Annotated in this window: 9 protein-coding genes and 2 pseudogenes; 9 read left to right on the forward strand and 2 right to left on the reverse strand. The window is 36.6% G+C overall.

The genetic code is table 11. The features are described from left to right. Window positions 1-15: 15 nt before the first annotated feature. Window positions 16-918 carry a DALR anticodon-binding domain-containing protein gene (locus ACP6PK_RS30015; protein WP_426565224.1) on the reverse strand — a complete coding sequence of 301 codons (903 nt, stop codon included), beginning with the start codon at window positions 916-918 and terminating at the stop codon, window positions 16-18. A 174-nt stretch (window positions 919-1,092) separates the two neighbouring features. Between ACP6PK_RS30015 and ACP6PK_RS30020 the strand changes: the two genes are divergently transcribed. From ACP6PK_RS30020 to ACP6PK_RS30055, 8 genes and pseudogenes are all read left to right on the forward strand, one after another. Further along, window positions 1,093-1,851, forward strand: a complete 759-nt coding sequence (locus ACP6PK_RS30020; RefSeq protein WP_426565226.1) for a Crp/Fnr family transcriptional regulator — start codon at window positions 1,093-1,095, stop codon at window positions 1,849-1,851. A gap of 1,846 nt (window positions 1,852-3,697) precedes the next feature. Further along, window positions 3,698-4,621 carry a response regulator gene (locus ACP6PK_RS30025; RefSeq protein WP_426565228.1) on the forward strand — a complete coding sequence of 308 codons (924 nt, stop codon included), beginning with the start codon at window positions 3,698-3,700 and terminating at the stop codon, window positions 4,619-4,621. A gap of 12 nt (window positions 4,622-4,633) precedes the next feature. Beyond that, window positions 4,634-6,379, forward strand: coding sequence for a bifunctional diguanylate cyclase/phosphodiesterase (locus tag ACP6PK_RS30030; RefSeq protein WP_426565230.1), 1,746 nt, complete (start codon window positions 4,634-4,636; stop codon window positions 6,377-6,379). Between the two features lie 167 nt (window positions 6,380-6,546). Beyond that, window positions 6,547-7,666 (forward strand): annotated as a pseudogene (locus tag ACP6PK_RS30035) (RNA-guided endonuclease InsQ/TnpB family protein). Between the two features lie 401 nt (window positions 7,667-8,067). Beyond that, complete coding sequence (locus tag ACP6PK_RS30040) at window positions 8,068-9,165, forward strand: RuBisCO large subunit C-terminal-like domain-containing protein (RefSeq protein ID WP_426565232.1); 1,098 nt, start codon at window positions 8,068-8,070, stop codon at window positions 9,163-9,165. A 681-nt stretch (window positions 9,166-9,846) separates the two neighbouring features. After that, window positions 9,847-10,488, forward strand: coding sequence for an HAD-IB family phosphatase (locus tag ACP6PK_RS30045; RefSeq protein ID WP_094671907.1), 642 nt, complete (start codon window positions 9,847-9,849; stop codon window positions 10,486-10,488). A 116-nt stretch (window positions 10,489-10,604) separates the two neighbouring features. After that, a complete protein-coding gene (locus tag ACP6PK_RS30050; protein ID WP_426565234.1) occupies window positions 10,605-10,760 on the forward strand; it encodes a hypothetical protein in 156 nt (51 codons plus the stop codon). A gap of 572 nt (window positions 10,761-11,332) precedes the next feature. Continuing rightward, window positions 11,333-12,004, forward strand: a pseudogene (locus tag ACP6PK_RS30055) (carbonic anhydrase). Window positions 12,005-12,400: 396 nt separating this feature from the next. Here the strand turns inward: ACP6PK_RS30055 and argC are convergent. Next, window positions 12,401-13,459, reverse strand: coding sequence for an N-acetyl-gamma-glutamyl-phosphate reductase (gene argC / locus ACP6PK_RS30060; RefSeq protein WP_426565236.1), 1,059 nt, complete (start codon window positions 13,457-13,459; stop codon window positions 12,401-12,403). A gap of 795 nt (window positions 13,460-14,254) precedes the next feature. Between argC and hemB the strand changes: the two genes are divergently transcribed. Further along, the gene (gene hemB, locus ACP6PK_RS30065; protein ID WP_143438126.1) at window positions 14,255-15,181 is read left to right on the forward strand and encodes a porphobilinogen synthase; all 927 of its coding nucleotides are present in this window, start codon (window positions 14,255-14,257) and stop codon (window positions 15,179-15,181) included. Window positions 15,182-15,198: the final 17 nt, after the last annotated feature.

The following is a 15,198-nucleotide window of genomic DNA, read 5'->3' on the forward strand; positions in this document are numbered from 1 at the left end:
AATAAATGAAATTAACTAAAGTTCTAGAAGTGCTTTAGTACCCAACTTTTCTTCTAATAAAAATCTCAGTAGAGACTGAGTTACCAAAACTAAACCTAATCTAGCTTGTGCTAATTTCGGTGTTTTTACTTTCACCTCGCCCCATATACGACACTGACCGTAAAAAGTTTGAAAAGCGGAACTAAGAGAATTAGCTACTTTCACCCAATTTATAGCTTTTTTAGTAGTAGAAATACAATATATATAATCTAGGGTAGAGACAATTTCAGCAATTAATTCATATTCAGCATCATGTAAAAATTGTAATTCCCCATTAGATTTTTGCCAGGGTATAGACTCAGAAGTTGGAATAAACCAAAATTGACTATAGTTTTCTGGAATTATCGGAGCAAGAGTAATTATACCATCCCTTTCACCCATACACAATAGGGAACAACAACGAGCATGACTATATTGAATAGGAAACAAATTTATGGTTTGAGGAGATTTATGTTTAACACTTACCTGAAACTTTTGCTTATCGTCCTTCAAGGGAAAAGAAGTTAAATAACTTAGCCAATTAGCTATGGTCAAATCCGTTAATTTCAGGTAAATCATACCAGATGAAATTACTTCAACCTGAAAATTTACTACATCTTTCTTTTCTTCAGTATTAACTATCTCTCTACAATACTTAGCTAACTCAGTAGCAATATATATTGCTGGTTGCTGCAAAACTGGAGCTAATTTCAGAGCGATCGCCGACTTGTACATAACTCCTCCAGAATATCTAATTTGGTTCATTGGAATTACCTCCATCCTTGCCCAAACTTCTAATTTTTTTTCATAGCTACAAGACCATTCCAATTTCTCCCGGTATAAACTTACAGCTTTTTGCAAAAAATGTATCATAATACACTGAAATGATAATTTTGTCAAAATTATCACCACCTCAAATAAAATTTATCCTACAACATTCGGAAAAAGATGTGTTTTTTGCTACACTGATATAAAAGATAAGACTGATATAAGCAGACAAATTAATATCTGCTCCTATGCCTTTGATCAAATTGATTTGAACTTAAGTCCAACTTTTCGCAAAAGAGAGTCACAATGCAACTATCATCACATCCAGACCTACCAGAAATGTCAATAAATATACAATCTACTAACAATTCTGCCCCTAGTAATAGGCCATTTTTGACTTGGCAACTGATCATAGATTGGGCAGAAGAACACTACCGTAGTAGAGCTTTTACCAAAGATGAACGTATTCCCGCCCGCCCAGGTTTGTTGTATCTAATACAAAAAGGAGGAATTCGTCTAGTAGGTAATGCCCACATTACTGCCAGTCGCAATAAGTCTAGCAAATCAAAAACAAGTCCAATTTCAGACGAAGCTTTCCTCGGATTTGTTGGTGCTGGTCAACCATTTGAACTTATAGCTCAGTCACCATTTACACTACAAGCTTATGCCCATGCCGATCAAACAACTGTACTTTGGATGTATTGGCATGACCTTGATAACTGGCCTCATTTCCGTAGAGAAGTTCTAGATGCCTTTCGGTATCAACATCAAAGGAAGCTTTTGTGGTTGAGTACCTTGGGTCAACGTCGTACTATTGATCGGTTATTTGGATTTATCACGCTATTAATTGAAGAACATGGAGAACCCTGGATCAGTGAAGATAGGGCAGAAGTAACAAGCGGTTATTATTTACCTTGGCCTTTAACCCATGCTCAAATTGGTAGTGCCATTGGTTCCACCCGTGTAACTGTAACTCGTCTTATGGGTAAATTACGCCAGCAGGGCTTAATCTATATCCTGAACGATAATCTAATTTGCTTGCCAACAGAGTCTGAAGAGTCATAATAGTTGGTAGTTAATCGTTTCACGGAAGTTAAAAGTCAAAAGTCATGCATGAAGATTTTATAAACTTGAAATTTTAGATGCTACAGTAATTTCAGGAAATTCTTTCAGATATATAGTTTTAAACTATTAGACCTCTCCCGAAAAGAGGGAGTAGGAAGTAGGGAGTAGGGGGAAAAAATTGATTATTTCTGTGCGATAATTGATTTTATTTTTTATTATCGGAGATGTCTATTTGTGACATCTTTAAAGTGAATTAGTATTAGTTATAAGCTATATTCAACATTGGGTATTAATTTATTAAGATATCGTACCATAAATTGCTCTTTTCCATAAGAATTTTAAGATATTTAAATTATCCCTAGTTAAGTTCTATCTCGTTAAATTTTTTATTTGAAGTCTTCAAGGGCAATTACAGCAGTTTCCACGGGTTATGAGGTAGATATATTGAGGGTTCAGAATTTAGAATTTAGAAGTTAGAAGTTATCCAGGGTATAACTACTATGAAGTTTACCGGAAATGTTTGCATAGTCAGTTATACGTTAGTTAGTTCGGAAATTCCTGTAATTGCTCCTGCTGTACCTCAAGGGCAACGGGAAGCGCTTTAAGTCATACACTATGACTAATTTATGGCGAATTTTGTCATAAAAATATTCCCCTGGTATGGAAAATTTTGGATATAGTTTGTGTACTCAATTTGGCAATCACAGGATGAAATTTACGAAAATAAAATTTATTTTTGTAAATATGCTTAATACTAATTAGATAAATCTTAAGAGATACTCAAAGGTTATGTTTTTGTGGGTTACAGCGAATCAAAGCATCTCACTATTAAGTTTAACAATCAAGGCTGCGCCTTTTCCTGTTGCGCTTTTCATACCCACCCTACACCAGGATTTAATATTTTACAGGACTTATGCAAAATATGAAAATATACACCATCTGTAGGGGCTAATGGCCATTTTCGGCTGTCGCCGACATGTTTGCGGAGCATTCCGTCAGGAAAACGCCCCTACTAGATAGCGGTGCGACCTCGCGTCGGCGTAAGATGCAAGCGGTCAGACCCCGCGCCGCCGACAGCTCGCTTGCGGAATGCTGACCAAGAGAGGGAACGCGCACCAAGAGATGGTGGTTATGCGTAAGTCCTGATTTTATTTACCGAAATAATTAATAATTAAACAATTAAATAATTAGATAATTAGATAATTAGATAATTCACGCCTTGAAGCCTCCCCTTTCAAGGGGAAAAATAAATCTGTTCCTTATTCGTCATTCCTCTCCCTTTTAGGGAGAGGAAATTATCAATTAGGGTTTGCTGATTAAACATCAAAGCCCTTATAGATAAATGTTTCAGCCTTTTTTGGCCTCGAAAAAGTATAAGGTTTTGGTTCTAGGGAGCTGAAAAAGTTAGGATTTTGGGTTAACGCTCTTGCTGAAAAATCAAAGGATAATTCTTCCTCCTACCTCCTCGCTCCCATACCCATTCCTCCTGTACGGGTGATTGCTCCTAATTACGCGTTTACGTTTGCAGAGCATTCCGAAGGAAAGTATTCCGGAATGGAAATAACCCCTACGACTCCTGACTCCTACCCTCACCCATAAGACTTTTTCAGCAAGCCCTAATTACCTCTTCTTGAAAAAAAGAGGACTGGTTAAAAGGAAAATTTTTTCTTTTTTTTCTCCATGAATGGAGAGGCTTTATACCCATTTTTTCGGTAAAATTATTTGATTAAAATAGTTTTACTGGAATACACAAAAAAATCAATATTTATTTAATGGATAGGAATCCCGCGCTGTCTCATTAGAGCAGCGTCGGGAGAATGTCAAGAAGTTTTTTTTAGTTAAAATTTTGTCAAAAAAATTATTATATCCCATGAATCAAGAAATTATTAAAGTGCTTTTAATAGAAGAGAATGAAGATGATTATCTTCTCATCAATGATTTATTATTAGACCTGGGAAAACCAAAAATATTCCTAGATTGGGAAAAGACTTATCAAGCAGGATTAGCAGCAATAGAAAATGGTCAGCATGATGTTTGTTTAGTTGACTATAGTTTAGGAGAAAAAAACGGATTAGAACTATTGCAAACAGCAATTCTTAGGGGTTGCCAAATACCAATTATATTACTTACAGATAAAGATGATACAGAATTGGATATGACAGCTATAAATTTAGGGGCTGTAGATTCTCTACATAATTCAGAAATCAAATCATATATATTAGAGCGGGTAATTCGTTATGCAATTGAAAGAAATAAAAGTTTAAAAGCTATTAGAGAAAGCGAATCTAAATTACAAGAAGCACAAAAAATTGCCCATTTAGGTAACTGGGAATATGAAATAGCTACACAAAAAATAACTTTGTCGGATGAAGCATTTCGGATTTTTGGTCTTAATCCTACTGAACCAGAACCAATTTATTCAGAATGGCTGAAAATGTTAGTTCCTGAAAGTCAAGAATTATTGGAACAAAATCTGGCTTTAGTATTAGAAAAAAAAACAGGTCGTGAATCAGAATATCAAATTATTCGACCTGACGGAACATTTAGATATATTTATACTAAGTCTACTTTAGTTCTTGATAATAACTCGGAAGTTATAAGTATATTTGGCACAATGCTAGATATTACAGAGCGCAAACAAGCTGAATTAGCTGTACAAGAAAGTAGGCAAAAAGAGCATTTATTGGGGCTAATTCTAGACAGGATTAATCAATCTTTAAATTTAGAGGAAATATTAAAGACAACAGTAGATTCTGTAAGGGATTTATGACAATGCGATCGCGTGATAATTTACCATTTTCTGCCAGGTCCAAGTGGTATTGTCGAAAAAGAATCTGTGGCAGTAGATTGCAGTCCACTTTTAGGTAACATTATTACCGATCCATGTTTTCCTAATGAAAAGGTTCTAGAACGCTTTAAAGAAGGTTATATCAGTATCATAGATGATGTCGAAAGCCCAGAGGTCAAAGAATGTCATCGAGATTTACTTAGAGTATTTCAAGTGAAAGCAAATATGGTATTGCCAATCTTGATTAGTCAAAAAGAAGGAGAGAAACAAGTATCAGAAATTGTTGTGTGGGGAGCATTAATTGCTCATCATTGTAGGGAAAAAAGGGAGTGGCGGATATCAGAAACAGATTTATTAAGGCGCTTGGCAACTCAAACAGGAATTGCTATTCAACAAGCTCAACTCTATCATCGTTTAGAACAACTAAATCAAGAATTAGAAAAAATAGCTTATATTGATGGTTTGACAGGACTGTATAATCGTCGTCACTTTGAAGAAAAATTACAACAAGAGTGGAAAAGATTAGCACGGGATAAAACTTTAATGTCAATCATCATGGTAGATGTAGATTATTTTAAACCCTACAACGATACTTATGGTCATCAGCAAGGAGATAAATGTTTGCAACAGGTTGCTCAAGCTATTAGTGGGGTAGTGAAACGACCAGGAGATTTTGTTGCTAGATATGGGGGGGAAGAGTTTGTGGTTGTGTTGCCAAATACTTCTATAGAAGGAGCGCTTCAGGTTGCAGAAAATATTAGAATAGAAATTGAAGGTTTAAAAATTCCCCATCAAGGTTCAGCAGTGAGTAAATGGGTGACAAGTAGTTTAGGAGTTGCAGATAGTAACTGCTCCGATAAATCTAATCCGGAGATATTGCTACAAGCAGCAGATATGGCTCTCTACAATGCTAAAACTTCTGGTCGGAATTGCGTGGAGATGTATGATTCATCTAGGCAAAATCTAGAGAAACAAAAACAAGAAATTAATTTAGCGACACAACTACGGGATGCTTTGGGAGAAAATCGTTTTTGTTTATATTCCCAGGCAATATTACCACTGCATGAGGGTGTGCAAACAAAGCTTTCTGAAATTCTCCTGAGATTTTGGGATGGTTCTGGGAAAATAATTGCACCAACTATTTTTCTGTCAGTAGCAGAGCGTTATCATTTAATGCCCAGAATTGACCGTTGGGTAGTTAAAACTCTATTATCTTATCTGTCTTTGCCTGAAATTGCTAATTTATACAAAGACCGGATTTTTACAGTGAATCTTTCGGGTGCTAGTATCAATGATCATTATTTTCTAGAATTTATCAAACATCAATTTGCTCTTTATCAAGTACCTCCCCAACAAATTTGTTTTGAGATTACTGAGACTGTAGCTATTACTAATTTAGAAACGGCAGCCGAGTTTATTCACTCTCTCAAAAAATTGGGTTGTCGTTTTGCTTTAGATGATTTTGGTAAAGGAATGTCTTCTTTTTCTTATCTGACAACTTTGCCAGTAGATTACCTGAAAATTGATGGGATGTTTATTAAGAAGATGGAAAAAGATTCTGTTTCTCAAGGAATAGTAGAGGGTATTTATCATATTGGTAAGACAATGGGTTTAATCGTTATTGCTGAATATGTAGAAACCGAGTCTATTTTCAACAAAGTCACTGATTTAGGTATTGACTATGGTCAAGGGTTTCATATTGAGAGACCAAATCCGCTAATACCAGTGGTAAATTATTAGAGTAAAGAGGCAGTAGGGAGTAGGGGAGTAGGGGAGTAGGGAGCAGGGGAGTAGGGGAGTAGGGAGCAGGGGAGTAGGGGAGTAGGGAGAGAGCATTGACTTAATCAAAGAATAACGATATAATACGTTAAAAAGCATACTATTCGGCAGGCTGCCAATACGCATCTATGAAGTCCATCAGAACAAAGCTCAAACTGAATAACAAACAGAAAACCCTGATGGCTCAACACGCGGGTTATAGCAGATGGTGTTATAACTGGGGTTTAAGTGTATGGAATGCTGCATATATTGATGGCTATAAACCTAATGCCAGTAAGCTCAGAGAAGTGTTTACTAATCACACAAAACCTTTACATACTTGGATGAAAAACTTGTCTTCTAGAGTTTATCAATACGCTTTCATAAACTTAGGTGAAGCATTTAAGCGGTTTTTTCAAGGGTTGGGTAAACATCCAAGATTTAAGAAGAAAGGTAAACATGATTCCTTCACAATAGATAATTGTGGAAAACCGATAGAATTAAACGGATGGAGTCACAAATTACCTTTTATTGGTATTGTCAAAACTTATGAACCGATTGAAGCAACAACTAAAAAAATAACAATTAGTAAACAAGCTGGTGATTGGTATCTAAGCTGTAGCTTTGAACTTCATCCTCATACTACACCAAAAAAAACTGATGTTATCGGTGTAGATTTAGGAGTGAAAACCTTAGCTACACTAAGTGATGGGAAAGTATTTGAAAGTGTAAAGTCATACCGTAAGTTTGAAGCCAAGCTTTCGAGACTACAATACCTTAACCGCAATAAAAATATTGGTTCTGCTAATTGGCAAAAAGCACAACTTAAAATTGCCAGGCTACACACCAAAGTAGCTAACATCCGTAAAGACGCACTTCATAAATTGACAACTTACCTAGCCAAGAACCACGGCACAATTGTCATTGAAGATTTGAATGTGAGGGGTATGTTAGCTAACCATAAGCTAGCTAAATCAATTAGCAGATAGTGATTTTATGAGTTCAGGCGACAGCTAGAATACAAATGCCAATGGTATGGTTCGGAGTTAGTAGTAGTAGATAGATTTTTTCCATCATCAAAGACTTGTTGCAGGTGTGGTCACGTCCAAGATATGCCGTTAAACCTGAGAAGGTATGATTGCCCTGACTGTGGCTTGTCAATAGATAGAGATTTAAACGCAAGTATCAATTTGCGATCGGGCGGTCGGCTTGACCGTGAATGCCTGTGGACGGAGTGCTGCCGACAGTTCCGGTGGAAGCAGGAAGTAAACAGTAAAATGTAACTTTTTTTGACGTTTTATATCGGTTTTATGAAGCAGTATTTATAAATATCTGCCCACTATTTGTGTAGTGCTATAAATTGACTTTGTTGCATGAAAGTAGCGATAGAGCATCCATTCCGCAGCTATATCGGTCTCTTTCGCGATTATTGAAGTTCTATTCATCTATTGTCCAATAGTTAGGGCTGAGAAATTAAACCTCAAAGCTTTAATTTGCAAAAGTTTCAGCCTTTTTATTTTTAAAATTGATGTTCTATTCATCTATTGTCCAATAGCTACAGCAGTTTCGACAAATTATTATTGTACATATGCGGAGCAAGTGCGGCAGTTATATACTTTCATGCAACAAAGCCCTATAAATTATTTAATAGAAGTTTAACTGAGGAATTTATGACTATTGAGGTTGACTACATTTTCCCACCAGAGGTAGATGCTGAAAAACAAGGCCAAATTATTGCAGTGGGACAAACAGCAGGTACTTGGGGTGCAAATTTTGCCCATAGAGAAAAGTTTTTGCACTCACATTTAGGGAAAGTTGTCAAGGGTGTGACTAACCCAGAAGGGGATAGTGTAGTTACTGTTGCTTTTCCAGAAGCAAATGTGGAAGGAGATATTCCCAGTCTGTTAACTATGATTTTTGGTAAATATTCCATGGCGGGTACTGCTAAAGTCTTAGCGGTGCGTCTACCAGAAAATTATGGGTTGCGTCCGAAATTTGGTATTAAAGGTATTCGGGAAATTTTGGGAGTAAAGGATCGCCCGCCACTGATGGGAATTTTTAAACCAGCGTTAGGGTTATCGACGGAAGACTATGCTTCTATTTTAAGAGAAGTTGCTTATGCTGGTTTGGATATTATTAAAGATGACGAAATTATGGGAAATCTTGAGGAAGCTCCTACTCTTAAACGTCTTGATGCTTGTCGTCAGGTGTTGGAGGAAGTTAAGAAAAAAACGGGTCGGACTGTATTATATGCTGTTAATGTTACGAGTAAATTGGGGAAATGTTCTAATCCACTGGATACCGCAAAGTTATTAGTGCGCGAAGGTGCAAATGCACTTTTACTAAATGTCTTATCTTATGGTTTTTCTGTATTAGAAAGTTTGGCTGCTGACCCAGAAATTAATGTTCCGATTTTTGCTCATCCAGCTTTAGCAGGAGCCATAAGTGCTGCTCCTAACTATGGTATGGCTTATCCGGTGGTCTTGGGAACTTTGATGGCTCATGCTGGTACGGATGCAGTTTTGTATCCTGCTAGTTATGGTAGTCTCGGTTTCGACCCTACTGAAGAAGCAAAAATTAGAGATATTCTTCGGAGTCGAGATGTTTTTCCTGTACCTTCGGCAGGTATTAAACCAGGTGTGGTATCTCAAGTGTTAAGAGATTATGGTCAGGATGTGATTTTGAATGCTGGTACGGGAATTATGGATTATCCTGATGGTAGAGAGGCTGGGGTAAAGGCGTTTTTTCAGGCTTTGGGGTTGGAGTGAGGAAATGGGGTGATGGGGTGATGGCGTGATGGGAGATGGGGAGATTGAAGTAATTATATAACTATAAACATATACTTAGGAAAGAATTATCCCACAATATCTACTTTCGCATTTCATCACTTCTAATTGTGTAACCCCAAATTCTATATTAATAGCCAAGAAAATATCTAACATCATGTCCGGATAATTAGTGATAAAAAAATTGTTGTTTGTTTGTAGTAAAGCTCTCAAGTCGAACTATAAGATAGGGTTAGAGCTTCACTACGAAGCTCTAATTATAACTATTCAACCGGACATGATATAACTTTACTTGGAAGGGAAGGAAATTTTAAAAAATTTGGCAATTAAGTCGTTTGTTATTGCTATGATTAGAAGCAATGTCTAATACCCCTGAGATTGCTTTCCTTACGGAATGCTGCGCAAACCTTTCACTCCGTTACAGTCGCAATGACGGAATAATATCAAATCCGCTCGGGTTCGGTATAAAAAAAATTTTCATCTACGGTTCGCGAAAAATCAGCAAAAGTGTAAATCTTTCTAAATTCTCTTCCCTCCTGACTCCTGACTCCTGACTCCTGACTCCTAGATTAACCATCTAATTATACCGATGCTACCGGATTTGATATAACTAAGTAATTATCCGGATTTGATATTAAACATATTTGATATAAAACAATAAAAATGTTAGATAGCTCAAAACCTGTTGTTTTCTGTGACTTTGATGGTACTATTACTGCCGAGGAAACTTTTGTGGCAATGTTGAAGCATTTTGCACCAGAAGTTTCAGCTCAAGTTATGCCAGAAATTTATCAATTACGAATAACTCTACGAGAAGGTGTGCGCCAAATGTTGTCAGCTATACCTTCAGAACGTTATCCAGAAATAATTGAATTTTCTAAGACAAAAAAAATACGATCAGGGTTAATAGAATTATTAGATTTTCTTGACGCTGAAGGAGTAAGGTTTGTCGTGGTTTCTGGTGGAATTAGAATTATGGTAGAGACGGTATTGGGAGATTTAGTAAATAGAGTAGAAGCTATTTATGCTGTGGATGTCAGTAATACAGGTAATTTTTTGCAGGTACATTCTGACTTTGAAGGAGACACAGAGTTAATGGCAAAAGTGCAGGTGATGAATTTATATGATGCTAGTGAAAAAATAGCAATAGGAGATTCAGTCACAGATTTGAATATGGGTTTAGAAGCATCGTTGGTTTTTGCACGCGATCGCCTAGCTAAGTATTTAGATGAAAGGCAAAAGTCTTATATATCTTGGGATAATTTTTTTGATGTGCGTCAATATTTAGCTAATCTTTGGCAGTAATATAGGAGTTTGTTCAACAATTAATAATTACCTTTTATTTTCTCTATAAATGGAGAGGGTTTATAACTTAATTTTTCGGTAACTAAACCCCTACCATAAGTTACAGTTTAAATACTATGCAAATATTAGAAGTACGGGGTATAGATTATGTAGGGACGTTGCATACAACATCCCTACATAGTAATTCCGAACATAAGGAATATAGAAGCCATTTGTTATCTTTGCAAAGCTACGAGCTTTTGGCAAAGGAGTCAGGAGTCAGAAGTCAATAAATTGAGAAATAAAATAGGGGAAAAAGGTAGAAAAATACCCCCACACTCCCCAAGCTCCCCATCTATATTCGCCTATATAACCCATTTGGTATCTTGGCAAAGTTGCGAGTTTTTGGCTCAGGAGTCAGGAGATTAAGAAATAAAATAGGGGAAAAAGGTAGAAAAATGCTTCCATCTCCCCACCCTCCCCACACTTCCCACACTCCCCACCCCCATCATGTATAAAAAAATAAATACCTTCAGGGGTTCTATATATCCCTTCAGGTATTCTATAAAAGAATAAAAACAACTGTACTGGATTAATTTGATAAATGCTATAATCTAGACTGCAAACATCAAAATATAAGTTATTAAGGAAAACTCTAATGAGTACAAATCCAGAAAACTTTAGTAGTAACATTTCCCGCAGAAAAATACTAAATTATGGCAAATTTGCTCTAGCAACAGGAGCAACAACTTTAGCTGTTAGCTGTCAAAAATAAAATGTTCAGCAACCAGAATAAACACCAACAATACCTGCCAAAATTCAAGTTTCTCCAGAAATGTCTCCAGATGAAATTTTGGAAATATTAATGGCAGGAAATAAAATATTTGTGGAAAATAAACGTACAAATTATAATACAAGTATTGCCAGATTAACAGAAGTTGCTACTGGTCAAAAACCCTTTGCTAGTATTGTTTATTGTGCAGATTATCGTGTACCTGTTGAGATAATTTTTGATAGAGGTTTAGGAGGTTTATTTGTTCTTAGAGACGCTGGAAATATTGCTAATACCGAAGAAATTGGTAGTATAGAATTTGGCACTTTGGTGTTAGGTTCAAAAGTGTTATATCATGTCCGGATAATTAGTTATAAAAAAACTTTCTTCTTCTTCCTTCTTCCTTCTTCCTTCTTTTATTCTGACTCCTGACTCGTCCCCAGTTATTTATTTATCACTGTTCAACCGGACATGATATTAATGGTATTAGGATATGAAAATTGTGGGGCAGTCAAAGCAGCAATGGCTGGAAAACCTGTTCCTGGTCAAATTGGTAGTATAATTGCTGCAATTAAACCTGCTGTAGAAGGTGCTAAAGGTAAACCTGGAAACCCTGTAGAAAATGCTGTGAAAGCTAATGTATTTCAACAAATAAAAATCCTAAATTCTTCTCCAGTAATTAGCCAGTTAGTGCAAGAAAATAAATTAAAAGTTGTGGGTGGTTATTATGATTTAGACGAGGGAAAAGTTTATTTAATAAGTTAAAAAAGGGTAAGTATTTCCTGCGGAATACGGAGCTAACAGCTATGACCAGTCAGCTCTTAGCAATAATATCCCATCCTTAAGGATGGGTTTAATTAACATCCTCCCGACGTTACACTCATATCATGTCCGTTGGTATCGTTTGTGTAAAAGTTAGGGAAATATCTACCTTACGTCAGGTTTTTTCTTCTCTTGCAACTTCTTTTTTCTTCCTTATCTTCTCTATACAATAACGATGCTACCGGACATGATATTACTTGACAAAATGGAAAAATTCTAAGAGGTTATTATGACCAGAAAAAATCTCAAAAACCCATTCATAAGCCTCTAAAAACTAACTAACCAATTGCCAGAAACATATCTGGGTGCAGATACACATAAACCAAAAAAACTATACCATCAAGGATAAAAGCTCAACTGGGGCAACCCTAAAGTTTCTTCCCAACCCATCATCAAGTTCATACACTGAACTCCTTGTCCAGCTTGACCTTTGATCAGATTATCAATAACTGACATGATAATAACTCTATCCGTCCGGTGATCGACTTCAATACCAAGATAACAGAGATTAGTGCCACAAACCCATTTAGTCTGAGGATAAGTGCCACTGGGTAATATTTTCACCCAAGGACAATTACGATAAAAAGCATTATAAATAGTCAATAAGTCTTCTCGTACTAACCCTGGATCTCGGAGGGTACCGTAGACTGTCGCTAATATCCCCCGTACCATTGGCATAAGATGGGGAGTAAATTGGACTTTCACATCATAACCAGCTAAGTTACTACAAATTTGTTCAATTTCTGGGGTGTGTCGGTGACTAGCTACTCCATAAGCACCAATAGAATTATCAGCTTCAGCTAGTAAAAGATTAATAGCTGCTTTTCGTCCACCTCCCGATGTACCTGACTTAGCATCAATAATTGCAGTTTCTGGTACTATCAAACCCTGTTTAAATAGTGGAGCAAGTGCTAAGAGACTAGCAGTAACATAGCAACCAGGACAACCGATAAGTTGAGCATTGGCTATGCGATCGCGATACAATTCTGGTAAACCATAGACAGCAGTAGCAGCTATATTTTTGTCCGTCCGTTCCCCACCATACCAAGATTGATAAGTCTCAAGATTAGCAAACCGATAGTCAGCAGATAGGTCTAATACTTTACATCCTTTTTCTAATAAAGTAGGTGCCATTTTCCAGGCTAAACCATTGGGTAGGGAAAGGAAAACTACTTGACATTTACTGGCAATTTTGTCCAACTCAATTGGCTCTACTATTAAGTCTACAGAATCTTCCAAGTGAGGGTAAATTGAGGAAAAAGGTTTTCCTGCGCTGCTGTCTCCTCCCAAGTACACAACTTCAACTTTGGGATGATCTTGGAGAAGTTTCACAAGTTGCACCCCGCCATAGCCAGAAGCACCTACAATTCCTATTGGCACAGGTGCTGATTCTTTCATAGTCTTCACTCTCCTAAGTAATTTTAGTAGCAAAAATTTTAACTTTTGCTGCATTTTAGTACCAAAATTAAAATTTGGTGGTATATTATGTTTTCTTTTATAATTTGATAATATTTTTTTATCCTCTTTATTAGAGCTTATCGTAATGTTTGTGACCAAATAAGGGTTTTTTATGCCAAATATGAGATTGTATTAAGTTTTGTTAATTAATAATATATTGATAGTTAATTGGCCATGTTAAATATAAAGAATTGTTATTTTAATATCAATTCTGATATAGGAAGATCATAAACTTTATTCTTAGTCAAAAATGTAGTTATTAAAGAAAAGAATATGTTTCCAGTGTATCGGCCTCGTCACCTTCGTAACCATCCCCAGCTACGTCGTATGGTAGGAGAAAATATAGTTAGTGTCAATGATCTTATACCAATTCCCATGCATTATTGCTATACTTGGGCGATACTTCAGTTATTAACTGATCGATACAATCAGAATTATTTTTTTGCTTTTTTTCGCTAGTTTAATGTTAATTATTCTTATGTTTGCTTCTCCGGTAGGGACGTTGCACAGGCAAAAATGCGTTTTCCGTTCCGGAATGCGGAGCTTTCCATGTTGTGCAGCAAAACGTCCCTACACTCCCCTACCCTGAAATAGATAAAGTTTTTGAGAAATGGTATTATATGATGTCCGGTAGCATCGGTATTGTAAGGTCAGGGTAAGGAAGAAGGAAGAAGGAAGAAGGCTTTAGTTATCTAGGAGAGAAGGTTTAAAAGCCTGAAAAAACTTAAATTTCCTATAGATACTCATGCTTGGGTTTACACAAACGATACCAGCGGACATGATATTATCTATCCCTTGTTTGCTGTACCAGGAGAAAAAGTAGCTAATGAAGTAAAGTCAATGCCAGGAGTCTATCAATTGTCAGTAGACAAAATTGTTGAGGAAGCGAAGGAAGTTTATGATTTAGGAATTCCTGCAATTATCTTGTTTGGCATTCCTGAAGATAAAGACACTGAAGCTACAGGAGCTTGGCATGATTGTGGTATTGTCCAAAAAGCTACAACCGCCGTCAAAGAAGCAGTACCAGATTTATTCGTTATTGTCGATACTTGTCTGTCTGAGTATACCGATCATGGTGACTGTGGTTATTTGGAAGCAAAAGACTTAACAGGTCGTGTGTTAAACGATCCTACCTTAGAATTGCTGAAAAAAACTGTCGTTTCTCAAGTTCAAGCAGGTGCTGATGTAATTGCGCCATCTGGTATGATGGATGTCTTTGTACAAGCAATTAGGTCAGGTTTAGACCAAGCAGGGTTTGAAAGTATTCCGATTTTATCTTATGCTGCTAAGTATGCTTCCTCATATTATGGACCATTTCGAGATGCTGCTGACTCTGCTCCTCAGTTTGGCGATCACAGAACCTATCAAATGGACCCACCAAATGGTACAGAAGCTCTCAAAGAAATTCAGCTAGATATTGCTGAAGGAGCGGAACTGCTGATGGTAAAGCCTGCTTTAGCCTACATGGATATTATTTGGCGAGTGAAGGAAGCTACAAATTTACCAGTAGCAGTTTACAATGTATCGGGAGAATATTCAATGATTAAAGCTGCTGCATTAAATGGCTGGATAGATGAGCAAAAGGTAGTTATGGAAACTATGACAAGTTTTAAACGTGCTGATACTGATCTGATCCTAACTTACCGAAAAATAAAGGTTTAAAGCCTCTACTTTCAAGG

Origin of the sequence: Dapis hubbardiae BLCC-M172, from assembly GCF_050016015.1 — a bacterium.
Taxonomy (GTDB): domain Bacteria; phylum Cyanobacteriota; class Cyanobacteriia; order Cyanobacteriales; family Microcoleaceae; genus Trichodesmium.

Coding starts and splice junctions, on each gene's coding strand:
- ACP6PK_RS30020 (WP_426565226.1), top strand. CDS start 1,093: ATGCAACTATCATCACATCCAGACCTACCAGAAATGTCAATAAATATA.
- ACP6PK_RS30040 (WP_426565232.1), top strand. CDS start 8,068: ATGACTATTGAGGTTGACTACATTTTCCCACCAGAGGTAGATGCTGAA.
- ACP6PK_RS30045 (WP_094671907.1), top strand. CDS start 9,847: ATGTTAGATAGCTCAAAACCTGTTGTTTTCTGTGACTTTGATGGTACT.
- ACP6PK_RS30050 (WP_426565234.1), top strand. CDS start 10,605: ATGCAAATATTAGAAGTACGGGGTATAGATTATGTAGGGACGTTGCAT.
- argC (WP_426565236.1), bottom strand. CDS start 13,459: ATGAAAGAATCAGCACCTGTGCCAATAGGAATTGTAGGTGCTTCTGGC.